Source organism: Cryobacterium sp. N22 (assembly GCF_002929555.1).
GTDB lineage: Bacteria > Actinomycetota > Actinomycetes > Actinomycetales > Microbacteriaceae > Cryobacterium.
Window position 1 is genome coordinate 46,276 of sequence record NZ_PJJP01000032.1, and the last position, 23,077, is coordinate 69,352.

The window sequence follows — 23,077 nt, forward strand, 5'->3', positions numbered from 1 at the left end:
GCGCTCCACACGGGTCGCCCCTGACCCAGGAGATCCCCATGCGCGTCATCACCCTGCCCGAGTTCGGCTCCGCCCTCGAACTGAGCGAGATCGACACCCCTCAGCCGTCCGCGGGAGAGGTCCGCGTGCGCGTGCACGCGGCATCCGTCAACGGGTTCGACCTGGCCGTGGCCGCCGGCTACCTCAACGGTCTGATGGAGCACCGGTTCCCGGTGGTGCTGGGCAAGGACTTCGCGGGGATCGTGGATGCCGTCGGCGACGACGTCACGGCCTACGCCGTGGGCGACCGGGTCTTCGGCGTCGTCACCAAGGCCCACCTGGGCGACGGTTCGTTCGGCGAGTTCGTGGTGGTGCCCACCGCGACGGGCCTGGCGAAGCTGCCGGAGCAGGTCGACTTCGCGCGCGGCGCCGCCCTCGGGCTGGCCGGCACGGCAGCGCAGGCCGCCGTGGATGCCGCCCAGCTCACCCCCGGCAGCACCGTTCTGGTCGTCGGCGCCACCGGCGGTGTCGGCAACCAGGCCCTGCAGCTCGCCGCCGCGGCGGGCGCGACCGTGATCGCCACCGCCCGCACCGCCCTCGGCATCGCCCAGGTGCGCCTGCTCGGCGCCAGCGAGGTCGTTGACCACACCCAGAACCTCAGTGAGGCCGTGCTCGCCGCCCACCCCGACGGCGTCGACGTGGTGCTGCACTTCGCCGGCGACGCGGCCACCGTGCTGCCGGCGCTGCGTGCCGGCGGTCGTCTGGTCTCCACCCTGATCGGCTCGCCCGACCAGCTCGCCAGCGACACCGTGACCGTGGTGCCGATCCTCGCCGACCCCACCCCCGAGGTGCTGACCCGCCTGGCCGAGAGCCTCGCCGCCGGCCGCACCTCCGTGACCGTGCAGGGCAGCTACGCCCTCGCCGACGTGGCCGAGGCCTTCGACGACTTCGAGTCCGGCGCGCGCGGCAAGCTCGTCATCCTGCCGTAGAGCGTGTCGCCGGCGCCCGGACTACCGGGCTGCCGGCGGGTCGACGCGATACGATCTGATGTATGGGGGCACGGGCACTGGGACGATCGGTCGGCCTCGTTATCGCGGGTCTGGCCACGAGCGCGGCGGCACTGCTGTGGTTCGCCGTCGCAGCCGGGAATCCGACGCCCGATGCAGCCCCCTTCCGGTACCTGATCTTCGGTGTGCTCCCTGTCTTGTACGATCCGAGCCGACCAGCGCTCTGGGCGATCCTGGGGGCCATCGCCCTCGCCGTGCTCTTCGCCACCGGCATCGCCCTTCTCGAACGCCGGGCAACGAACAGATCGCGGCGGTCCTCGAACGCGAGCCGCAACCCGCTCGCTCCGAAAATCGTGATGGCCCGGAACGGCGGTGCTTTCGCCGGACCCGTGACGGTGACCGTGCTGATCCCCGCGCACAACGAGCAGCTCTCGCTCCCGGCGACCCTGGCCTCGCTCTTCGCCCAGTCGCACAGGCCGGAGCATGTCATCGTCGTCGCCGACAACTGCACGGACGACACCGTCGCCATCGCCCGCGCGCACGGCGTCGAGGTCTTCGAATCCGTGGACAACAGCAAGAAGAAGGCCGGCGCCCTGAACCAGGCGCTCACCCGGGTGCTGCCAGGACAGCTCGACAACGACGTGATCATGGTCATGGACGCGGACACCGCGCTCGACGACGGGTTCCTCGCCGAGGCCGTCGCCCGTTTCACGAGCGATCGCGCCCTGATGGCGATCGGGGGCCTCTTCTACGGTGAGCCGGGGTTCGGCCTGATCGGGCTGCTCCAGCGCAATGAGTACGTGCGTTATTCCCGGGAACTCGCCCGGCGGCGTGGCCGCGTCTTCGTGCTCACCGGCACGGCTTCGATGTTCCGGCCCCTCGCACTGCGTTCCGTCGCCGAGAACCGCGACATCACCATCCCGGGCGTCCACGGCGATGTCTACGACACACACGCGCTCACCGAGGACAACGAACTCACGATCGCACTGAAATCGCTCGGCGCCCTGATCACCTCCCCCGCACAGTGCACAGTGGTGACCGAGCTGATGCCGACCCTGCCAGCCCTCTGGAAGCAGCGCCTGCGCTGGCAACGCGGCGCCCTGGAGAACATCGGCGCGTACGGGCTGACCCCGGCGACGCTGCGCTACTGGGCGCAACAACTCGGCATCGGCTACAGCGTCATCGCCCTGACCTCGTTCCTGACCTTGATTCTGGTCACCCTGCTCGCCGTGAGCTCCTGGGTGTGGTTCCCGTTCTGGCTCGGCCTCGGCACGATCTTCGTCACCGAACGCGTGGTCACCGTGTGGGAGGGCGGTTGGCGTGCCCGGTTGCTTGCGCTCACCGTGCTCCCCGAGCTCTGCTTCGACATGTTCCTGAACGCGGTCTACGTCAAGGGAATCATCGACATCACACTCGGTCGGCAGGCCAACTGGGAACACGCGAGCACGCAGCCCCGGAAGGTGAGGGCCGCCTGATCCCGGTGCCACCGCTCCTCACGTTGCTGTCGCTCATACCGCCCCGGGCGGTGCCGACCGGCATCCTGTTGCCCGATTCGGCCTTGGCCTCGCCCTTCTTCGCGATCTTTTCGGCGTTCGTCGGGATCAACACCGTCATCTATGTTGCGCTCGCTGTAGCGAAGATCCTGCCGAAGATCTACCTCACGGACTGGGTCAGCGGCAGGAACCGTCGGTCCACTGCCCGCAGCATCTACGGGGTGGATCATCCGCCGCCCCTGCTGCCGACACCACCGTCCCCGCCACCCACCACGGGTGCCGTGCCGACGCTGCCCGGCATCCGTTAGCCGGTCCTCACAGCGCCAGATCGCGGCGGCGGATGCCCACGGCCGCCACGGCGGTCAGCAGCACGGCCAGCGCCGGCATCCACCAGGCACCGCTCCAGTCCACCTCCGCCGCGGCCACGGCGGGCGTGTGGCTGAACGGTGAGAGGTCACGCAGCCACTGGGGCAGGTCGAGCAGGTCGCCGAACTGGCCGACGACCACCGCGGCGAGCAACAGGCCCCAGCTCAGCCCGACGCTCAGGCGCGGCACCAGCGCCACGAGCACCGCGGCGACGGCGAGCAGGAGAAGCGCCGCGGGCAGCTGAGCGGCCCCGGCCGCCAGCACACTGGCGATGCGGTCGGCGGCGTTCTCGGAACTGATGAGCCCGGCCGCCGCGCCCAGCACGGCGGCCGCGACCACCAGCACGATCCCGGCGAGGCCGACGAACAGGTAGTCGAACAGCCAGCGGATGCGGCCGAGGCTGGTGCTGAGCATCGCCTCGGCCACTCCGGCGGCTTCCTCCTGGCGCGCCCGGAGCATCGACTGGATCGCGGCGGCCGCCGCGATCACCCCGACAAGGCTGAACAGGGCGGCGGTGTACAGGTCGATGACCGCGCCGCGGCCGCCGGCCAGGCCCACCAGCACATTCTGGAAGACCGGGTTGCCCTCCATCAGGTCGGCCACGGTCTCGCCGAGGCTGCCGGCCAGTAACCCGAACAACAGCCCGGTGATGGCCCAGCCGAGGATCGCCGGACGCTGCAACCGCCAGGCCAGCCCCAACGAGCCGCGCAGCAGCGGACCGGCGGCGGGTCGGCCGGATCGTTCGGCGAAGACGCTCGAGCCCGTGTCACGTCGGGATTGCAGCAGCACGGCCACGGCAACGAGCAAGCCGGCGAAGGCGACCGCGAGCAGCAGGGGCGCCAGGTTGTTCTCGGTGAACGCTCGCGTGTGCTGGCCCCAGCCGATCGGGGACAGCCAGCTCGGCCAGGCGCTTGTGAGGCTCAGGCCGTCGGCGGCCGGTGTGCCGCCCGCGTCACCCACGGCCCGCAACACATAGGCCAGACCGACCACAGCAGCCGCCAGTCCGTTCGCACCGCGGGACGTGCGCATCAGCTGCGCCGCGACCACTCCCACACCGAGGAAGACGACGCCGGTGCCGGCCAGAGCGGCTCCGGTGACGAGCGCACCGTCAAGGTCCAGGCCGGCGGCGACTAGGGCCAGGGCCACCGCGGCGCCCGCGGCCAGGCTCGCGAGAGCGCCGAACAGCATCGTGGCCAGCAGGGGCACCATCCGGGAGGCGACGGTGGCGCCGATCAGCTCGCTGCGCCCCGCCTCCTCCTCCGCGCGGCTGTGCCGCACGGCGAGGAACGTGTTCATGAACGCCACGGCGGTGGCGAGGTTGGCGAACAGGCTGAAGAACAGCAGCGCGTCGGTGTCGGGTCCGCGCGGTTCGCCTCGCAGCATCAGAATGGCCGGCGTGCCCACGGCGATCTGCACGAGGGACTCCCGCTCGACGAGGGTGCCGAAACTGGCGGGCACCGCGATGCCGGCGAGCAGGGTGATCGCGCCGAGGGAGAGCAGCCAGACCGGCACCTGCACGCGGTCGCGCCGCAGACGCAGGGCCAGCAGCGGCCACAGGGTGGGCACCGCCGTCCTGGTGCTCGGCGGGGCGGCTTGGCGAGCCCCGGTTGGCGGGGCCGTCATCGGCGGTGCCGGTGCTGCGGGGAATGCGCTCCGGCCGGGTCCGCGCCCGCCTCCTCCGGCCCGCTCGGGGCCGCCGACGGGCCGCCGTAGTGGCGCAGGAACAGGCTCTCCAGGGTGGGCGGCGCCACGGTGAGGGCCTGCACCTTCAGGTCGGCGAGCACCGGCAGAATCCCGGGCAGCGTCGCCGCGTCGACCGTGAAACTCACCCTGTCGTCGCCGACGGTGAGGTCGCGCACGCCCGGCAGCCGAGCGGCGAGCCCGGCCAGCTCGGCATCCGTGAGTCCGGCGCCGGCGAAGGCCACCTCGGTGCGGGTGAGGTGGCGCAGCTCGGCCAGGGTGCCGGTCTCGATGATCCGGCCGGAGCGGATGATGCTCACCCGGTCGCAGAGCCGCTCGACCTCGCTGAGGATGTGGCTGGAGAGCAGCACCGTGGCGCCGTCGGCGGCCGCCCCGACGATCTCGGCCCGGAAGACGGCATCCATCAGCGGGTCGAGGCCCGAGGTGGGTTCGTCGAGGATGAGCAGGTCGGCGGGCACGGCCAGCGCCGCCACGAGAGCCACCTTCTGCCGGTTGCCCGTGGAGTAGGTGCGTCCCTTCCTGGTCGGGTCGAGCTGGAACCGCTCCAGCAGCTGCCGGCGGCGCGCCTGGTAGGCCGGGTCGGTGGTGCGCGCGCCGCGCAGCCGGGCGAGCAGGTCGATGGCTTCGCCGCCGGAGAGGTTGGGCCACAGGCTCACGTCGCCGGGGACGTAGGCGATGCGGCGATGCAGGGCGGACGCATCCGCCCAGGGGTCGCCGCCGAGCACGCTGGCCGAGCCGCCGCCGGCGCGCATCAGGCCGAGCAGGATGCGGATGGTGGTGGATTTGCCCGCACCGTTGGGGCCGACGAATCCGTGCACCTCCCCCTCTGCTACCGACAGATCGAGGCCGGCGAGGGCCTGCACCCGGCCGAACCGTTTGGTGAGGTCACGCGTCTGAACAACGGGGCTCATAGCCGTGAGACTACGCCCGAACCGCGGGCGGCGCCCTCCCTTGTCGGCGGAGCTAACTAGAGTCGAGGCATCGAACTTCTACGCCCTCAACCCATCGACCGGGAGATCCGCCGGCTGGCCCTGCCTGCCCTCGGCGCCCTCATCGCCGAGCCCCTGTTCCTGTTGTCGGACTCGGCCATGGTCGGCCACCTCGGTGCGGTGCCGCTGGCCGGTCTCGGCCTGGCCAGCGCGGTGCTGCAGACCATCATCGGGCTGATGGTGTTCCTCGCGTACAGCACCACCCCCGCCGTGGCTCGCTGGCTCGGCGTCGGCGACCGACGCCGCGCGGTGTCGGTGGGGGTGGATGGCCTGTGGCTGGCCCTCGGCCTCGGCGCCGTGCTCGCGGTGGCCGGCTGGTTCGCGGCCCCCACGCTGGTGGCCGCCTTCGGTGCCGAACCCGAGGTGACCCGCGCCGCCGCCGACTACCTGGGCCTGTCGATGCTGGGTGTGCCCGCGATGCTGCTGGTCTTCGCCGCGACCGGGCTGTTGCGCGGCCTGCAGGACACCCGCACCCCGCTCTGGGTCGCCGGGCTCGGCTTCCTGGCCAACATCCTGCTCAACCTGTGGTTCATCTACGGGTTGGGCCTCGGCCTGATCGGGTCGGCGCTGGGCACGGTGCTCGCCCAGTGGGGCATGGTGGCCGTGTACCTCGTCATCGTGATGCGGCACGCCCGCCGCGAACGGACGCCGCTCCGGCCGCACCGCGCGGGCCTGCTCCGTGGGGCCACGAGCGGCGGCTGGCTGTTCCTGCGCACCGCGAGCCTGCGCGCGGCCATGCTCCTGGCGGTGTTCGTGGCCACCAGCCTGGGCTCACCGGAGCTCGCGGCGTTCCAGATCGCGATGACCCTTTTCGCCGCACTGGCCTTCGCCCTCGACGCCCTCGCCATCGCCGCCCAGGCCCTGGTGGGCCGCGGTCTCGGCGCCGGCGACGAGCAGCAGGTGCGCCAGGTACTGCGCCGCTGCCTGGAGTGGGGCATCGGCGGCGGGGTGCTGCTCGGTCTGGTCGTGGTGGCCGCCAGCGGGGTCCTCGGCCGGGTGTTCACGAATGCCGCGGAGGTCACCGGGCTGCTGCCGCCGACACTGGTGGTGCTCGGCCTGTCCGTGCCGCTGGGCGGCCTGGTCTTCGTGCTCGACGGGGTGCTGATCGGCGCCGGCGACGACCGCTACCTCGCGATCACCGGCCTGGTCAACCTGGCCGCCTTCGTTCCGCTGGCCGGCCTGGTGCTGCTCGTCGCGCCCGCCGGCGCCGCGGGGCTCGCCTGGCTGATGGCCGCGTTCGTCTTCGGCTTCCTCGGCGCCAGGGCGGTGACCCTGAGTTTGCGGGTCCGAGGCAACCGCTGGGTGCGCCTGGGCGCCTGACCGGTTCGCGAACTGTGAGAAAAGCCCCAGAATCTCACGGTTTCTGGGGCTCAACTCACAGTTCGCGGGGGCGGTAGCGTGGGTGGAATGACGAACACTCGAGGTCGGCTGGAACTCACCCGCTGGCGGAACGCCGTCTTTGTGCTGTTTTTCGTGAGCGGGCTCGGGTTGGCGTCGTGGGTGTCCCGCATCCCCACCGTGCGCGATGACCTGGCGCTCCGCACCGACCAGGTGGGCCTGCTGATCTTCGGGCTCTCCGCCGGGTCGATCCTCGGACTCATCGCGGCCGTCTGGCTGCTGTCGGCGTTCGGCGCCCGCCGGGCCCTGGTGATCAGCATCGCCACCTCGTCGGCGGGACTGGTCCTGGTGGGCGCCGCCGCGACAGTGTGGGGTTCGTCGCCGATCGCGTTCGCCGCCCTGGCCCTGGTGGGCTTCGGCATGGGCTCGACCGACGTCATGATGAACGTCGAGGGGGCCGCCGTCGAACGCGAACTCGGCGTCACCCTGATGCCGTTGCTGCACGCCTGCTTCAGCCTGGGCACCGTGGCCGGGGCGCTGCTGGGCGCCGGGGCCGCCGGGCTCGCGGTGTCGGTGGGCTGGCACCTCAGCCTCGTCGCCGCCCTCGCGCTGGCCGCCGCCGCGATCGCGGTGCGGTTCGTGCCGCTCCGGCCGGCACTCGGCGACTCCGCTGATCATTCCGTCGTGCGGCCGAACTGGGCCGAGCGGATGCGCACCAGCCTCGCGGTGTGGCGCGACCCGAGCATCCTGATGATCGGGGTGATCGTGCTGGGCATGACCTTCGCCGAGGGCTCGGCCAGCGACTGGCTGGCCCTGGCCGTGGTCGACGGGCACGGGCAGAGCGACGCCACCGGGGCGCTGGTCTTCGGGGTGTTCGTCTCGGCGATGACCGTGGGCCGGGTGCTCGGCGGCCCGGTGCTGGACAGGCTCGGCCGGGTGCCGGTGCTTCGGGCCTGCTCGGTCCTGGGCGTGACCGGGCTGCTGCTGGTGATCCTCGCACCGTCGGTGTGGCTGCTCGTGGTGGGCACCGTGCTGTGGGGCCTCGGCGCCTCGCTCGGCTTTCCGGTGGGCATGTCCGCCGCGGCCGACAACACCGCCAACGCGGCCGCCCGGGTGAGCGCCGTCGCCATGATCGGCTATTTCGCATTCCTGGTCGGGCCGCCGGTGCTGGGCCTGATCGGCGAGCAGTGGGGCATCCTCAACGCCCTGTTTGTGATCGTGGTGCTCATGGCCCTGGCCGGGCTAGCCGCCCCGGCCGCCCGCGAGCGCGCGCAGACCCCCGCCGCCGGTTAAGCTCGTTCAGTGCGCCTCGTTATAGCAAAATGTTCAGTTGACTACGCCGGACGACTCAGCGCGCATTTGCCGCTGGCCACCCGCCTGCTCATGGTCAAGTCCGACGGCAGCCTGCTCGTGCACTCCGACGGCGGCTCGTACAAGCCGCTGAACTGGATGAGCCCGCCGTGCAGCCTGGCCGTCTCGGCGCCCGACGACCTGCAGGCCGACGCCGGGATCACCGAGCTGTGGACCGTGACGCACGCCAAGACCGCCGACCAGCTCATCGTGAGCCTGTACGAGGTGGAGCACGACTCCGCCCACGATCTCGGCATCGACCCCGGCCTGATCAAGGACGGTGTCGAGGCGCATCTGCAGAAACTGCTCGCAGAGCACATCCACCTGCTCGGCGACGGCCACACCCTGGTGCGCCGCGAGTACATGACGGCGATCGGCCCCGTCGATATCCTGGCCAGGGACGCCCAGGGCGCCTCGGTGGCCGTCGAACTCAAGCGCCGCGGCGACATCGACGGCGTCGAGCAGCTCACCCGCTACCTCGAGCTGATGAACCGCGACCCGCACCTGGCGCCCGTGGTGGGCGTGTTCGCCGCGCAGCAGATCAAACCCCAGGCCCGCACGCTGGCCGAGGACCGCGGCATCCGCTGCCTGGTGCTCGACTACGACGCCATGCGCGGGCTCGACGACACCGCGTCCAAGCTCTTCTAGGCTCCCCGTGCCCGGCCTGTCCTCTGCCGCGTCCTCCGCTCTGGAGAGCGGCGGCACCGCGCCGCTCGACCTGCTCGCCCGCCGGGTGCTCGGCCTGCTGCCCGCCGAGGGCCGCATCGTCGTGGGCATCGCCGGCAGCCCCGGCGCGGGCAAGACGACCCTGGCCGAGCGGGTGGCGCGGCGTGTCACCGAGTTGGCCGCCGCCGGGCCGGATGCCGCGGGAGTCAGCCTCGCCGCCGCGGTCACCAGCGCGGATGCCGCGGTTCCCCTGGCCGTGCACCTGCCGATGGATGGCTTCCACCTGGCCAATGCCACCCTCGACAGGCTCGGCCGGCACGACCGCAAGGGTGCCATCGACACCTTCGACGGGTGGGGCTTCGTGGCGCTGCTGCGACGCCTCACGGCCGAGACCGACCACCCGGTCTACGCCCCGAGCTTCGACCGAGCGGTCGACGAGGGCGTGGCTGGCGCCCTGGTTGTGGAACCGGGCACCCGCATCGTGGTCGTCGAGGGCAACTACCTGCTCGTGGACCAGGAACCCTGGAACCTGGTGCCCGGCTTGGCCGCCGAGGTGTGGTTCTGCCAGACCCCGGGCTCCGAGCGCCTGCAGCGCCTGGTGGCGCGGCACGAGCGGCACGGCCGCAGCCCCGTGGCCGCCCGGGACTGGGCCGAGAACGTCGACGGAGCCAACGCGGTGCTCATCGAGCGATCGGCGCCCCGCGCCGCGCTGCGGGTGTCCGGCCTCGACGCCACGGTCATCCCCTCGGCCTGATCGGCCCCGCCGCCACAACTGTTCCCCGTGCGGACAATTGCGTCCGGCGCACCGGGCGCAATTGTCCGTACGGGCAACAATTGGCTGGGGATCCGGCCGCCCCGGTTGCCGACCGCGGTGGCCGACCGCGGTGTCGCGCATACCCTGAATCCAGCTCGCATGCAAGGGTTTGCCCCCTCCGGCCCTAGGATATTGCGAGTGAACCCCACTCTGACGCGCACCTGGAGCGCCATCCTCTTCGACCTCGACGGAACCATCACGGATTCCGCCCCGGCAATCACGAACTCGCTGGCCCGCACCTTCGCTCTGCTCGGCCGCCCGGTTCCTTCCGACACCGAGCTGATGAAGTACGTCGGCCCGCCGCTGCTCGCCGCGTTCGGCGAGTACGCCGGCATGACGCCCGACGAGGCCCAGGAGGCCCTGGCCGTGTATCGCGCCGACTACCAGGGCCCCGCGTCGCTGGACACCGCCGTGTACCCGGGTGTCGCCGGCCTGCTCGAGCGCATCCACGAGTCCGGCATCCCGCTCGGCCTGGCCACCAGCAAGCCCGAGCACACCGCGATCGCGATCCTTGAGCACTTCGAGCTGGCCCAGTACTTCACCGTCATGGTGGGCGCCACCGAGAACGAGACCCGCAGCAACAAGGCCGACATCGTCGAGGAGGCCCTGGTGCGCCTGACCGCCCTCGGCGTCGACACCTCCGCCGTCGTCATGGTCGGCGACCGCATCTACGACGCCGAGGGCGCCAACGCCAACGGCGTGCCCACCATCCTCGTCGAGTGGGGCTACGGCTCCCCCGCGGAGGCCGCCCTGGCCACCGCCGTGGTGCACTCCACCGATCAGCTCGCCAAGCTCCTCCTCGGCTGATCTGCCCGATTCGCCGCATCCCCGCGGCGTCCAGTCGCCGCAAAGTGCCCCTTCACGCATCGTGAAGGGGCACTTTTCGGCATCTCGCGGCTAGCTGATGGCGGCGCGCAGCTCCGCGGCGGCGGCCGCCGGGTCGTCCGCACCGTAGATGGCGCCGCCGGCCACGGCCACCGCTGCGCCGGCGCGCTGCACGGCGGTTATGGTGGCGGCCGAAACCCCGCCGGCCAGGGAGAACGGCACCTTGGCGGTCTCACCGGCGGCAAGCAGGGTCTCCAGCGAGAAGCCGGCCTCGGCCTGCTCGTCGAGGCCGGCGTGCATCTCGACGAAGACGGCGCCGAGGGCGATGACCTCGCGGGCCCGGGCAACCTTGTCGGCCACGCCGATCAGGTCCACGACGATGCCCTTGTTGTGCTTGGCGGCCGCCTTCACGGCGCCCGCGATGGTGCTGTCGCCGGCCGTGCCGAGCACGGTGACCAGGTCGGCACCGGCGGTGAAGGCGATGTCGGCCTCGAGCTCGCCGGCATCCATCGTCTTGAGGTCGGCGAAGACGATCTTGTCGGGGTGGGCCTGCTTGATCGCGGTGACCGCGCGCAGGCCCTCCGCCTTGATCAGCGGGGTGCCGAGCTCGATGATGTCCACGTACGGGGCGACCTGGCCGGCCAGGGCCAGCGCGTCGTCGGTGGTGAGTACGTCCATTGCGACCTGAAGCTTCATGGGATCTGCTTTCTGTTGTTCGGTGGGTGGGGCGGTGAAAGAGGTGGGGTTGCTACTCGAGGTTGGCGTGCCGGGGCCAGAGCTCGGCCGCGGTGGCGCCGGATGCCTGCCAGATGGTGTGGAAGAGCGCGTCGCCGATGATCAGGACCGCCTGTTCGAACAGGCCGCCGGAGTACTGCGCCGACAAGGCGCCGCCGTGGTCCTGCTTCTCGGCCGCCGGAACGAGCACGGTCACGGATGCCAACCCGGCCAGCGGGGAGGCGGCGGCCGCCGTGAGGGCCAGCACCGTCGCGCCTTCGGCGTGCGCGGTCTCGGCCGCCCGCACGATGCCGGGGGTGCTGCCGGAGCCGCTCGCCACGATCAGCGCGTCGCCGGCCGTGATGGCGGGCGTGGTGACCTCGCCGACAACGTGCACGACCAGGCCGAGGTGCATCAGGCGCATGGCGGTCATCCGCAGGGCCAGGCCGGAGCGGCCGGCGCCGAGCACGAAGACGCGCTCGGCGGCGCCGAGCCGTGCGGCCATGGCGTCGAGGGCGGCGGCGTCGGTGGCTAGGCGCTCGATGACGGCCGTGTTCTCGGCGAGGATGGCGGCGAGGGCGATGCTCACGGAGCGGGGTGTTTCGGTGTGCGGCATCCCTCCATGGTTGCCGTCCTCTCCGGCGGCTGCGGCCCACCGAACGGACGGGTGGCCCACCCGGATGGGTAGGGCCGCGCGCACCCGGTGCGCCGGTTCGAGTAGGCTGACGCGGTGTACTCGCCAGCCAGCCCCCGCTCAATCGAACTGCTCGACGCCCTGCAGAGCGTCGTCGGGAGTTCACTGCTCGACATCGCCGGCGGCTTCTCCGATCTGCTGGAGCCCTTCATCGGGCACAGCGCGTTGGTGATCTTCACCGAGGACTGCACCGGGCGACCGCAGAAGAAGGCCGGCGACCCGGCCATCACCGACGACGTCACCCTCGTCGAGCTCGACGCCGTGCGCCGCTCGCTCACCAGCGAACCGTCCGACCCGTGGGGGCGACGGGCCGTGCTCGGCGGGACCGACCGCCCGATCACGGCGTGGACCGCCTCCACCGGCGCACTGCTGGTGCTCACCGACCCCGAACTCACGCCGGCCGGCGCGGCCGACCCCGAGTCGACCCTCGCTCTCATCGGCCGGTTGTGGCAGCTCGTGGCCACCAGCATCCGCCAGCAGGTGGCCGCGGCCGCCCCCGCCTACCTGCTCGACTCGCGGGCCGCGTCGGCCGAGCGCGCCAAGCTCATCGCCGATCTCACGGATGCCCATTCGACCACCCTCGAATCCCTGCTCGCGGTGCTGCGCTCGCGCTCGGTGAGCGCCGAGGCCGCCCGGCAGACCGCCACCGACCTGGCCGCGAGCGCCATGGTGAGCCTGCGGGCGGTGTCCGACCGGGACCGGTCGCTCGCGGAGGAACCGGTGGCGGATGCCTTCGCCCGGCTGCGGGATGACCTGCGGCCGCTGGTGCGGTTCGGCGACCTCGACGTGCAGTTCATCGAACCGCCGGCCAACGGGCGGGCCCTGCCCGGCGAGGTCGCCCACGCGGGCCGCGCCATCGTGCGCGGGGCCGTGCTGGCCCTGGTGGAGCAGGCCGGGGTGAGCCGGGTGCGCGTGCAGTGGGACTGCGACGGCGCCAACCTGCTCATCCAGATCCGAGACGACGGCGCCGGGGCCCTCACCGCGGACTCCCCCGGCATCGGCCCGCTCACCGCCAGGGTGGCCGCGCTCGGCGGCACCTTCGAGGTGCGGGCCACCTCCGGCTGGGGTTCGGAGCTCACGGTCTCGTTGCCGCTCGACGCACCGCTGACGCCGCTGGCCCCGGCCACCGAGTGGGGCCTGAGCCCGCGTGAGCAGGGCGTGCTGACCCTGGTCGCGTCCGGGGCGCGGAACAAGGCCATCGCCGCCGAGCTCTCGATCAGCGAGAACACCGTGAAGTTCCACGTGGCCAACCTGCTGCGCAAGGTGGGTGCCTCCACCCGCGCCGAGCTGGCCTCGCTGGCCCGCTAGCGACGCACGTTTATCAGGAAAAAGGTCGCAGATAAGGACCCGAGTTCCGTTTCCGTCCTTATACCCTCACTTTTTCCTTACCAACGCCGGCCGCTAGTCCCTGGGCAACCGGATCGCGCTGGTCCAGCCGAAGTCGCCGGCATCCGTGCCGCCGCCGGCCGTCGCGGCCCGGGTGACGTGGCTGCGGGCGTGCTCGATCGCGGCGTCGAGGTCGGTGAAGAGGTGGTTGCGGTGCCGCAGTGACGTGATCACGCCCACCCGGGTGACGAGCTTGAGGTGCCGCGGCTGGATGCCCTTGACCAGCACCGTGATGCCGCGGCGTTCCAGTGCCTGGATCATCTCGGTGATCACCCGGGCGCCGGTGGCGTCGAGGATCTGCAGCTGCGACATGCGGATGATCACCACGGTGATGTGGCTGGTCTGGTTGACCCGTTCGAGCATCCGCTCGGCCGCACCGAAGAACAGCGCGCCGTCCAGCCTGAACAGCGCGATGCGCTCGTCGCCCGGCACGGGTGTGCCGGGCAGTTCCTCCCGGTGCACTCCGCTGGAGGCCGACACCGCCCGCAGCGCGAAGAACGCGGCCACGGCGATGCCGATGCCCACGGCCACGATGAGGTCGACCGAGACCGTCACCAGGGCGGTGATGACAAAGACCGTGGCGTCCGACCCGGTCGAACCGATGATGCTGCGCACGGTGGCGATCGAGATCATGCGGGCCGCGGTCACCATGAGCACGCCCGACAGAGCGGCGAGCGGGATCTGCGAGACCACCCCGGTGGCGAGGTAGACCACGCCGACGAGCACGATCGAGTGCACGATCGCCGCCAGCCGGGTGCGGCCGCCCGAACGGATATTCACGGCCGTGCGTGCGATCGCGCCGGTGGCCGGCATGCCGCCGAAGAAGCCGGACGCGATCGAGGCCAGGCCCTGGCCCACCAGCTCGCGGTCGGCGTCGTACGGGCCGGTGTCGGAGAGGGTGACGGCCACCCGTGCGGAGAGCAGGGACTCGATCGCGGCCAACGCCGCGATGGTGAGCGCGGGGCCGACCAGCGAGCCGATCAGGGCGGGATCAAGCTGCGGCAGCGTGGGCGACGGCAGTGAGCTGGGCAGCTCGCCGATGCGGGCCAACGGCAGGTTGGCGAGGTTGGCGATCACGGTCACCACGACGATGGCCACGATCGAGCCCGGCAGCTTCCGGTGCACCAGGGGCGCCAGCAGCATGATCGCGGCGACGACGAGCACCATGCCCACGGGGATGATCACGGTGGACCAGTCGACGGTGCCGAAGGACTGCACGGCGGCCACGAAGGCGTTGCTGCTCGGGCCGGCCTGGGAGCCGATCGCGGCGGGCACCTGCTGCAGGAAGATGATGACGGCGATGCCGAGGGTGAAGCCCTCGATCACCGGCCAGGGGATGAAGGTGACCGCCCGGCCGAGCTTGAGGGCTCCGGCGGCGATCACGATGACACCCGCCATGAGACTGAGCACCGCGACAACGCCGATGCCGTGGGCGGCCACGACCGGTCCGAGCACCACGACCATGGCACCGGTGGGGCCGGACACCTGAATGTTGGAGCCGCCGAACACGGCCGCGATGACGCCGGCCACGATGGCGGTGATGAGGCCGCTTTCGGCGCCGGCGCCGGAGCTGACCCCGAAGGCCAGGGCCAGCGGCAGCGCGATGATGCCCACGGTGAGGCCGGCCACGAGGTCACCGCGCCAGGTGCGCTTCACGTCCCGGTAGTCCTGCCAGCTCGGCAGCAGGGCCCGCAGGTAGCGGCCGGTTCTGCCGGCGGCGGTGGTCACCGGCCGACCGTGCTGATCAGGCGCTGCTGGGTGGTCTCGAGAATCTCGACGAGCAGCTGCCGGGCCACCGCGAGCAGATCGGCGACCTGCGGGTAGGCCAGGCTGTAGAACACCAGGCTGCCCCGGCGCTCGGCCACCACGAGGTTGTGCCGGCGCAGCACCGACAGGTGCTGGGAGAGGTGCGAGGCCTCCAGGCCGGTGTCGGCGAGCAGGTCGGAGACCGACAGGTCGGTGTCGGCGTGTGCGAGCACCTCCAGCACCCGCACCCGAACCGGATGCGCCAGCCCCTTGAAGAGGTTGGCCTTCACCTCATACAGCGGGCGGTTCGCATCCGTGAAGGTGTCGGTCGGGTCCTCATTCAGCGGTTCCATGAATTCATCATATCGCGCTATCGAAGGATGGCCCGAGACCAAGGTCCCGTCGCCGGCGACCGACGAGCGGCGGGCTACTCCGCGTTGGGGTCGGCTACCGTGGCGGCCGGGGCGGCGGCGGGGACGTTGCGGTGGGTGCGCCAGAAGTACTCGCGCTTGAGGCTCTCCCAGCGGTCCATGCTGACGGCGTTTACTGAAGTCGACTTTTGGTCGGACACGAATTGCTCTTTCTCTTGACGTGCTGTCACCACATCGAGCGGCGTTCGATGTGGTGGGGCAGGGCGTCAATCAAATGAAAAGGTTGCCGTGATGAGCGTGGCGCCACTGTCGGTGGGTTCGGTCACCATCGACCTTGCTCGGCCCGACGAATTGCTGGGGCCGAATATTCAGTCTAGGTCGCCGCCGTCCCCCCGTCAGGGGACGAAGGTCCCGAACCGGCGGGCCTGGGAGCTGACTGGGAGCTGCCCCGATTCAGCACATACATAGGTGCGGGGACCAGACTGGTCGAGGCCCGAATCTGAACTGGAGACACCCGCGTGCGCACACTTCCCACTTTTCTCACCCTGACCGCGGTGGCGGCCGTCGCCCTCACCGGGTGCGCGGCGTCACCCGATACCTCGGCAACACCGTCGGCCACGGCCGCCGCCGTCGAATGCACCGATCCCGGTGCGACGTCGGATGCCGTCACCGTCGCCGGTGACGCCGGGGCCGAACCCACCGTGACCTTCGAATCTCCGCTGGCCACGAAAGCCACCGAACGCACCGTCGTCACGGAGGGCACCGGGGACGCCGTCAAGGAGGGCGACTCCGTGGCCATCTCCTACGCCGCGTACAACGCCACCACCGGTGCCAAGCTCACCGCCGGAGGCTACGGTGACGCCGCCGGCCTCACCGTGAACGTGGTCAACGGCCAGGGCGTCATCCCGGGCATCCTCAAGGGTGTGGCCTGCTCCAACGTGGGGGACAGGGTGGCCGTCGTCTTCCCGCCCGCGGACGGTTTCGGCGAGACCGGCAACACCGACCTGGGGGTGGCCGCCACCGACCAGCTGCTCTTCGTGATCGACATCAAGGAGAAGCTGCCCACCCGCGCCACGGGAGAGGATCAGGAGCCGACGGACGGCTTCCCCACCGTGAAGCTCGCCGATGACGGCGCTCCCACCGTGACCATGCCCAAGAGCGACCCGCCCGCCGAACTCGGTGTCGAGGTGCTCAAGAAGGGTGACGGCGCGGCCGTGACGGAAACCTCCACGGTGACCGTGCAGTACACCGGCGCCATCTGGGACTCCGGCAAGGTGTTCGACCAGAGCTGGGACGTCGGCCCCACGACGTTCCCGGTCTCCGGGCTGATCACCGGATTCACCCAGGGCCTGGTCGGACAGACCGTGGGTTCCCAGGTCGTGATTGTCATCCCGCCGGGCGAACTGGGTTATGAAGGCGGCAACGAGACGGCCGGCATCAGCGCAACCGACACCCTGGTCTTCGTCGTGGACATCATCGCCTCTGCATAGCCGTCCCCGGCGGCCTGCCCAGTGTGTGCACAGGCCGCCGGGCTAGTCTCCTGGGAGACCGCTTACTGCGGTTCCGGACGACGGTTCAGTACCCGGCACGCGACAAGACTGGCCACAGGAGTTGTCATGTCGTGGATCATTTTGATCGTGTCCGGTGTTCTCGAGGCCGTCTGGGCGACGGCCCTCGGAAAATCCGTCGGCTTCACCAAGCTCTGGCCCACCGTGATCTTCGGAGCCGGCCTCGTGCTGAGCATGGCCGGCCTGGCATTCGCGATGCGCACCATCCCGATCGGGACCGCCTACGCCGTGTGGGTGGGAATCGGCGCGGCACTGACCGTGCTCTACGCCATGATCTTCGGCGGCGAGCCGGCATCGCTCATCAAGATCCTGCTCATCCTCGGCCTCGTCGGCTGCGTCGTCGGCCTCAAGCTGGTCGACGGCGGCCACTGACCGCAGCCTGACACGGGATCTCGACAAGCTCGATCAGCGGTGGGGTCGCCCCGGTGACCTGACCTGTGAGTCGCGGCCGTCTCGTTGGTCGAGCTTGTCGAGACCCGGCGACCCGTCAGACGGCGAAAGGCGGCCGCTCCAGGTTGTCATCGCCGTCGACCGCGGCCGGGTCGGTTCCCACGGCGATGATGGCGTTCTGCGCATCCACGTGCACCACGGTGGGCAGGTAGGCCCTGGCCTTCTTCGTGCTCATCTGGGCGTAGGAGATGATGATGACCAGGTCGCCCTGGTGCGCCATCCGCGCTGCGGCGCCATTGACGCCGATCACGCCGCTGCCGCGCTCCCCGGCGATCAGGTAGGTCTCGAAGCGGGCACCGTTGTTGACGTTCACGATGCTCACCAGCTCACCGGGCAGCAGGTCGGCGGCGTCGAGCAGGTCGACGTCGACCGTCAACGACCCCACGTAGTGCAGGGCGGAGTGCGTCACGGTGGCACGGTGGATCTTGGACTTGAACATGGTGCGGCGCATCGGAAGGAGCCTTTCGGGGATCAACTTCTCCACGATACGCGTGCCGCGCACGGTCGAGTGTCAGGGGGCCGAACTAGAGTCGATCGAATGTCTCACTCCCCATTGACTTCTTCGGCACTGACTTCTCCGGCCCTGACTTCTGCGGAACTTCCCGCGGACCTCGCCGCCCACCCCGGCGCCGACGGCTTCGTGCGCGTGCGCGGCGCCAGGGAGAACAACCTGCAAGACGTCAACGTCGACATTCCCCGCGACGCCATCGTCGCCTTCACCGGAGTCTCCGGCTCCGGCAAGTCCTCCCTGGCGTTCGGCACCATCTTCGCCGAGGCCCAGCGCCGGTTCTTCGAGTCCGTCGCGCCGTACGCGCGCCGCCTCATCCAGCAGGGCCACACCCCGCACGTCGACCTCATCACCGGCCTGCCCCCGGCCGTGGCCCTCCAGCAGCGCCGCGGCTCGCCCAGTTCGCGCTCCAGCGTGGGCACCGTCACCACACTCTCCAATTCGATGCGGATGCTCTACTCCCGCGCCGGCACCTACCCCGCCGGGTCCGACCTGCGCCTGGACTCCGACGCCTTCTCACCCAACACGGCCACCGGCGCCTGCCCGGAATGCCACGGCCTGGGTATCTCGCACACCGTCACCGAACCTCTGCTGGTGCCCGACGCGAGCCTGAGCATCCGCGACGGCGCCATCGCGGCGTGGCCCGGCGCCTGGCAGGGCAAGAACCTGCGCGACATCACCGGGGTGCTCGGCCACGACATCGACGTACCGTGGTCACAGCTCAGCCGCGAGTCGCGCGATTGGCTCCTCTATACAGAGGAGCAGCCCGTCGTTGAGGTCACCCCGCAGCGCGACCGGGTGGCCAAGCCGTACAAGGGCCGGTTCTGGAGCGCGAAGAGCTACGTGCTGCACACCCTGGCCGATTCCAAGAGCGCCCAGATGCGCCAGCGCGTGCTCGCGTTCGTTCAGACCGGTCCGTGCCGGCTCTGCGGCGGCAGCGGCCTGCGCGCCGAGGCCCTCACCGTGCGCTTCGCCGGCCGGCCGATCAACGAACTCAACGCCCTCACGCTCAGCGAGCTCGCCGACGTGCTGCGGCCCACCGCCGAGCTCACCGGGGCCACCGGTTCGCACCGCGCCGCCCAGTCCGGCGAGATCACCGAGGTGGCCGTCACCCTGGCCGGCGACCTGGTGCGACGCCTCGAGGTGCTCATCGACCTGGGGCTGGGCTACCTCAGCCTGAGCCGCGCCACCCCCACCCTCTCGCCCGGCGAAATGCAGCGGCTGCGCATCGCCACCCAGCTGCGAAGCGGCCTGTTCGGCGTGATCTACGTGCTCGACGAACCCTCAGCTGGGCTGCACCCGGCCGACGCGGAACCGCTGCTGGTGGTGCTCGAACAGCTCAAGGCATCCGGCAACTCGGTCTTCGTGGTCGAACACAATATGGACGTCGTGCGCCGCGCCGACTGGCTCGTCGACGTGGGTCCGCGCGCGGGCGACGGCGGCGGCGAGGTGCTCTACAGCGGCCCGGTGTCCGGCCTGGCCGAGGTCGACGCCTCCGTCACCCGCGACTACCTGTTCCCCACCGCCGGCGACTCGGCGGTGCCCGCGAACCGGGAGCCGGCCGCCTGGCTGGGCCTGACCGGTGTCACCCGGCACAACCTCGTCGACCTCGACGTCCAGGTGCCACTCGGCGTGCTCACCGCCGTCACCGGCGTCTCGGGGTCGGGCAAGTCCACCCTGGTCAGCCGGGTGCTGGCGGATGCCGTGGGCCGTGAGCTGCGCCAGGGCCCGGTCGACGCCGCCCCAGCCGGCAGTGCGGCCGAGGCCGGCGCTTCCGACGAGGACTCCACCGATGAGGATGAGGCCGGCGCCGACCGGGCCGGCACCGTCGTCGACGCGGTGACCGGCGCCGGCGCCATCGACCGCCTCGTGCGGGTGGACCAGAAGCCCATCGGCCGAACCCCGCGCTCCAACCTGGCCACCTACACGGGCCTCTTCGACGCCGTGCGATCCACCTTCGCGGCGACGGATGCGGCGAAAGCGGCCGGCTTCGGCGCCGGCCGGTTCTCCTTCAACGTGGCCGGCGGCCGCTGCGACACCTGCCAGGGCGAGGGCTTCGTGGCCGTGGAGCTGCTCTTCCTGCCCGGCAGCTACGCGCCCTGCCCGGCCTGCGGCGGCTCCCGCTACAACGCCGAGACCCTCGCGGTGCTCTACAACGGCAAGTCCGTCGCCGACGTGCTCGGCCTCACCGTCGACGCGGCCGCCGAGTTCCTGGCCGACGTGCCCAGCGCCGCCCGGAGCCTGGCGACCCTGCGCGAGGTGGGCCTGGGCTACCTGCGTCTGGGCCAGCCGGCCACCGAGCTCTCCGGCGGCGAGGCGCAGCGCATCAAGCTGGCCACCGAGCTGCAGCGCGCCCGCCGCGGTCACACCCTCTACCTGCTCGACGAGCCCACGACCGGGTTGCACCCGGCCGACGTGGAGCTGCTGATGACGCAGCTGGGCCGGCTCGTCGACGCGGGCAACACCGTTGTCGTCGTGGAGCACGACATGGGCGTGGTGGCCGCGGCGGACTGGGTCATCGACCTGGGCCCGTCCGGCGGCAGTGCGGGCGGCCGCATCGTGGCCGAGGGCACTCCGGCCGCTGTCGCAGCGCATCCGCACAGCCGCACGGCGCCCTACCTCGCCCAACGCTTGGAGCTAGCTGTGTAAAGGACTCCTCCCCCGGCCAAACGGGACTTAGGTCCCCACTCCGGGTTCGGCGCCGAATCTAAGCTGAGCCAGGAGTTGAGACCTATGAAGCGCAGCACGCTGTTCACGAGGCCCGCCGCCGAGCCGCTCGACACGGGCCGGTCGGGCGATTTCGGCTACCTGCAAGCCGGCGAGGTCTATCTCGACGCCGCCTGCCAGAGCCTTCGCCCGCAGAGCGTGATCGACGCCCTCACCGACTATTACACGACCTACAACGCCTGCGGCGGCCGGGTGAAGTACGCCTGGGGCCTGAAGGTCGACGCCGCCGTGGCCGACACCCGCCGGGCCGTGCTCGGCCTGCTCGGGCTCTCGGCCAAGAGCCACGCCGTGTCGTTCACCCTCAACACCACCTACGGCCTCAACCTGCTCCTGCAGCAGCTGCCGCTGGGCCGCTTCGATCGCGTCGTCACCAGCCACATCGAGCACAACTCGGTGTTCCTGCCCACCATCACCGCCGCCCGCCGGCTGGGCGTCGAGCGCCTGGTGCTGAACCGGACCACCGACGGCGCCCTGCTCTACGAACCCGCACAGCTGGAGAAGGCAGTCGTGGTCGTCAACGCGACCTCCAACATCGACGGCCGCCAGCTCAGCAACCTCGCCGACCTCGTGCGCGACACCCACGCCCGCGGCGGCATCGTCATCGTCGACGCCGCCCAGGCCATGGGCCACAGCCGGGCGCTGCTGCAGAAGACCGAGGCGGATGCGGTCTGCTTCTCCGGCCACAAGATGTACGCCGCCAGCCTGGGCGTCGTCGTGGCTCGGCACGAGCTGCTCACCTCCCTCGAACTCGGATTCGTGGGCGGCGGCATGGTCTCCGACGTGCGCGAGAACGACTTCGACCTCGTTCAGGGTGACCCGGCGGCGCTACTCGAACCGGGCCTGCAGGCCTGGGGCGAGATCATCGCGCTGGGCCGGGCGATCGAGTGGCTGGGCAGCATCCGCCCCGGTGCTCTGGCGCCCGCCGAGCACATCAGCGCTCTGTCCACCCGGCTCCACGACGGTCTTGCCGCGATCCCCGGACTCACGCTCCTGAACACCGAGCCCAGCCCGGTGATCAGTCTCTACGCACCCGCGCAGGACTCGCACCGCCTCGCGGTGTTCCTCTCGCACTCGAAGATCATGGTGCGCAGCGGCTACTTCTGCGCCCACCACTACCTCAAGGAACAGCTCGGGCTGCCCCCGCTGCTGCGCTTCTCCCTCGGCCTGCACTCGACCGAGTCGGACATCGACTCGGCCACGCAGGCCCTCCAGCGGCTGATGAAAGGCCTCCACTAAGTGTTCTGCATCGCGGCATTCATCATCCTGGTCATCATGGCCGCCTTCTCGGCGAAGTACCGGCGCTACGTCGGCACGGCCTGGAACTGCACCTGGCGCCGGGTCACCTTCCGGCCCTGCGACACGACCTTCAAGCAGGACATCAAGGACCACCTGCTCGCCCCCATCGCCGTGCGCCGGCCCGGCCTCGTGCGGCCGGCCAGCATCGGCCTCGAGATCCTCGCCGTGCTCGTTCTTCTCACCACCATCTGGTCGGGCTACACCGTGGTCAAGAGCGCCGTCAACCTCTACGTCTACGGCACCTGCAACAAGCAGGACTCGGCATCCTGCACCCTCGGCGCCGAGGCCTGCTCGATCCCGGATGAGACGCCCGGCTTCATGGCATCGCTGGGCGAGTTCGACGTGCTCGGCGCATTCGGCAACGAGTTCGGCAGCCTCGGCGAGACCTTCGCGGCCATCCCGGCCCGCCTGCAGACCTGGACCGCCGAGGACTACCTGCCCGCCAACGCCAGCTACCTCACCGAGGACGCCGCCAACCCCGTCGCCGTCGAGGTCATCGACCCGGGCTGCACTTTCTGCAAAGCCCTCTTCCAGAACATCGAGGAGTCGGGCTTCGAGCAGAACTACAACCTCACCTACGTCGCCTACCCGATCGCGGGCACCGAGGGCTACAAGTTCCCCAACTCCCTGCTGGTCACCCAGTATCTCGAGGCCCTGCGGCTGCATCCGCTGGACGGCGCCGAGACCCCCGTCGACTGGCAGGTGCTCGAGCGCATCTTCACCGAGAAGGCCGGGACCGGCCTGCCGTGGCAGGAGACCATCAACTCGATGGACGCCGACGAGGCCACCGCGACCCTGGTCGACTGGCTGGGCGAATTCGGCCTCTCCGCCGACCAGATCGACGTGGTCGTGACCGAGGCCGGCTCCGACACCGTCGCCGACATCATCGCCGCCAACAAGACCCTCGTGGAGGAGAAGATCGCCACCGTGAAGATCCCCACGATCATCTTCGACGGCCGCCGCCACGACGGCCTGGTCTCGATCGACGGCCTGCAGTAGCCGCCCCGCCCCTCTCTCGAACTGTGAGAAAAGCCCCGAAAATCTCGAGTTTTAGGTGCTTAGGTCACAGTTCGCGGGCCATAGTGTTCT

The 23,077-nt window shown here is 70.7% G+C and carries 22 protein-coding genes and 1 riboswitch; of the genes, 14 read left to right on the forward strand and 8 right to left on the reverse strand.

Annotation, left to right across the window (positions count from 1 at the left end; all coding sequences use genetic code 11):
• The first annotated feature begins 38 nt into the window (after positions 1-38).
• The 3 genes from CXY76_RS07725 to CXY76_RS07735 all read left to right on the forward strand — a co-directional run bounded on the left by CXY76_RS07725 (position 39) and on the right by CXY76_RS07735 (position 2,787).
• Positions 39-968: an NADP-dependent oxidoreductase gene (locus CXY76_RS07725; protein WP_104163667.1), complete on the forward strand. Its 930-nt coding sequence runs from the start codon at positions 39-41 to the stop codon at positions 966-968.
• A gap of 62 nt (positions 969-1,030) precedes the next feature.
• Positions 1,031-2,461: a glycosyltransferase family 2 protein gene (locus CXY76_RS07730; protein WP_104163668.1), complete on the forward strand. Its 1,431-nt coding sequence runs from the start codon at positions 1,031-1,033 to the stop codon at positions 2,459-2,461.
• A 50-nt stretch (positions 2,462-2,511) separates the two neighbouring features.
• Positions 2,512-2,787, forward strand: coding sequence for a hypothetical protein (locus tag CXY76_RS07735; RefSeq protein WP_199190228.1), 276 nt, complete (start codon positions 2,512-2,514; stop codon positions 2,785-2,787).
• A 7-nt stretch (positions 2,788-2,794) separates the two neighbouring features.
• Here CXY76_RS07735 and CXY76_RS07740 read toward each other — a convergent pair whose 3' ends face one another.
• Both CXY76_RS07740 and CXY76_RS07745 read right to left on the reverse strand, forming a co-directional pair.
• Positions 2,795-4,411, reverse strand: a complete 1,617-nt coding sequence (locus tag CXY76_RS07740; RefSeq protein ID WP_104163669.1) for an ABC transporter permease — start codon at positions 4,409-4,411, stop codon at positions 2,795-2,797.
• A gap of 53 nt (positions 4,412-4,464) precedes the next feature.
• On the reverse strand, positions 4,465-5,457 hold the full coding sequence (locus CXY76_RS07745) for an ABC transporter ATP-binding protein (protein WP_104163670.1): 993 nt from the start codon (positions 5,455-5,457) through the stop codon (positions 4,465-4,467).
• 69 nt (positions 5,458-5,526) lie between these two features.
• Between CXY76_RS07745 and CXY76_RS07750 the strand changes: the two genes are divergently transcribed.
• The 5 genes from CXY76_RS07750 (at position 5,527) to CXY76_RS07770 (ending at position 10,510) form a co-directional block, all read left to right on the forward strand.
• Positions 5,527-6,855 (forward strand): MATE family efflux transporter, encoded by a 1,329-nt coding sequence (locus tag CXY76_RS07750; RefSeq protein WP_255408469.1) that lies wholly within the window; start codon positions 5,527-5,529, stop codon positions 6,853-6,855.
• 87 nt (positions 6,856-6,942) lie between these two features.
• Positions 6,943-8,166: an MFS transporter gene (locus tag CXY76_RS07755; RefSeq protein WP_104163672.1), complete on the forward strand. Its 1,224-nt coding sequence runs from the start codon at positions 6,943-6,945 to the stop codon at positions 8,164-8,166.
• Between the two features lie 9 nt (positions 8,167-8,175).
• The gene (gene nucS / locus CXY76_RS07760; RefSeq protein WP_104163673.1) at positions 8,176-8,871 is read left to right on the forward strand and encodes an endonuclease NucS; all 696 of its coding nucleotides are present in this window, start codon (positions 8,176-8,178) and stop codon (positions 8,869-8,871) included.
• A 16-nt stretch (positions 8,872-8,887) separates the two neighbouring features.
• Positions 8,888-9,643: a nucleoside/nucleotide kinase family protein gene (locus CXY76_RS07765; RefSeq protein WP_199190237.1), complete on the forward strand. Its 756-nt coding sequence runs from the start codon at positions 8,888-8,890 to the stop codon at positions 9,641-9,643.
• Positions 9,644-9,841: 198 nt separating this feature from the next.
• On the forward strand, positions 9,842-10,510 hold the full coding sequence (locus CXY76_RS07770) for an HAD hydrolase-like protein (protein ID WP_233199638.1): 669 nt from the start codon (positions 9,842-9,844) through the stop codon (positions 10,508-10,510).
• A gap of 90 nt (positions 10,511-10,600) precedes the next feature.
• Here the strand turns inward: CXY76_RS07770 and hxlA are convergent, their stop codons facing one another.
• Together hxlA and hxlB are read right to left on the reverse strand one after the other, a co-directional pair.
• Entirely contained in the window at positions 10,601-11,224 is a 624-nt protein-coding gene (gene hxlA, locus CXY76_RS07775; protein WP_104163676.1) for a 3-hexulose-6-phosphate synthase, read from the reverse strand.
• Positions 11,225-11,276: 52 nt separating this feature from the next.
• Complete coding sequence (gene hxlB, locus CXY76_RS07780; RefSeq protein ID WP_104163677.1) at positions 11,277-11,858, reverse strand: 6-phospho-3-hexuloisomerase; 582 nt, start codon at positions 11,856-11,858, stop codon at positions 11,277-11,279.
• Between the two features lie 114 nt (positions 11,859-11,972).
• Between hxlB and CXY76_RS07785 the strand changes: the two genes are divergently transcribed.
• Entirely contained in the window at positions 11,973-13,244 is a 1,272-nt protein-coding gene (locus CXY76_RS07785) for a LuxR C-terminal-related transcriptional regulator (RefSeq protein WP_104163678.1), read from the forward strand.
• A 93-nt stretch (positions 13,245-13,337) separates the two neighbouring features.
• Here CXY76_RS07785 and CXY76_RS07790 read toward each other — a convergent pair whose 3' ends face one another.
• The 3 genes from CXY76_RS07790 to CXY76_RS19390 all read right to left on the reverse strand — a co-directional run bounded on the left by CXY76_RS07790 (position 13,338) and on the right by CXY76_RS19390 (position 15,639).
• Positions 13,338-15,050 carry a SulP family inorganic anion transporter gene (locus CXY76_RS07790; protein ID WP_104163679.1) on the reverse strand — a complete coding sequence of 571 codons (1,713 nt, stop codon included), beginning with the start codon at positions 15,048-15,050 and terminating at the stop codon, positions 13,338-13,340.
• Positions 15,047-15,421, reverse strand: coding sequence for a metalloregulator ArsR/SmtB family transcription factor (locus CXY76_RS07795; RefSeq protein ID WP_104163680.1), 375 nt, complete (start codon positions 15,419-15,421; stop codon positions 15,047-15,049). Before CXY76_RS07795 ends, CXY76_RS07790 begins: the two co-directional genes overlap by 4 nt.
• 74 nt (positions 15,422-15,495) lie before the next feature.
• The gene (locus tag CXY76_RS19390) at positions 15,496-15,639 is read right to left on the reverse strand and encodes a hypothetical protein (protein ID WP_158253860.1); all 144 of its coding nucleotides are present in this window, start codon (positions 15,637-15,639) and stop codon (positions 15,496-15,498) included.
• 318 nt (positions 15,640-15,957) lie between these two features.
• On the opposite strand from CXY76_RS19390, the gene CXY76_RS07800 reads away from it, so the two are divergent.
• Both CXY76_RS07800 and CXY76_RS07805 read left to right on the forward strand, forming a co-directional pair.
• The gene (locus tag CXY76_RS07800; RefSeq protein WP_104163681.1) at positions 15,958-16,929 is read left to right on the forward strand and encodes an FKBP-type peptidyl-prolyl cis-trans isomerase; all 972 of its coding nucleotides are present in this window, start codon (positions 15,958-15,960) and stop codon (positions 16,927-16,929) included.
• Between the two features lie 52 nt (positions 16,930-16,981).
• A riboswitch (guanidine-III (ykkC-III) riboswitch) is annotated at positions 16,982-17,046 on the forward strand.
• A 9-nt stretch (positions 17,047-17,055) separates the two neighbouring features.
• Entirely contained in the window at positions 17,056-17,379 is a 324-nt protein-coding gene (locus CXY76_RS07805) for a multidrug efflux SMR transporter (protein ID WP_104163682.1), read from the forward strand.
• 115 nt (positions 17,380-17,494) lie between these two features.
• On the opposite strand, the gene panD is transcribed toward CXY76_RS07805, so the two are convergent.
• Positions 17,495-17,908, reverse strand: a complete 414-nt coding sequence (panD, locus tag CXY76_RS07810) for an aspartate 1-decarboxylase (RefSeq protein ID WP_104163683.1) — start codon at positions 17,906-17,908, stop codon at positions 17,495-17,497.
• Positions 17,909-17,995: 87 nt separating this feature from the next.
• On the opposite strand from panD, the gene CXY76_RS07815 reads away from it, so the two are divergent.
• From CXY76_RS07815 to CXY76_RS07825, 3 genes are all read left to right on the forward strand, one after another.
• Positions 17,996-20,614 (forward strand): excinuclease ABC subunit UvrA, encoded by a 2,619-nt coding sequence (locus tag CXY76_RS07815; RefSeq protein WP_158253861.1) that lies wholly within the window; start codon positions 17,996-17,998, stop codon positions 20,612-20,614.
• A gap of 84 nt (positions 20,615-20,698) precedes the next feature.
• A complete protein-coding gene (locus tag CXY76_RS07820; RefSeq protein ID WP_104163684.1) occupies positions 20,699-21,928 on the forward strand; it encodes an aminotransferase class V-fold PLP-dependent enzyme in 1,230 nt (409 codons plus the stop codon).
• On the forward strand, positions 21,929-22,987 hold the full coding sequence (locus CXY76_RS07825) for a hypothetical protein (RefSeq protein WP_104163685.1): 1,059 nt from the start codon (positions 21,929-21,931) through the stop codon (positions 22,985-22,987).
• Positions 22,988-23,077 lie beyond the last annotated feature (90 nt).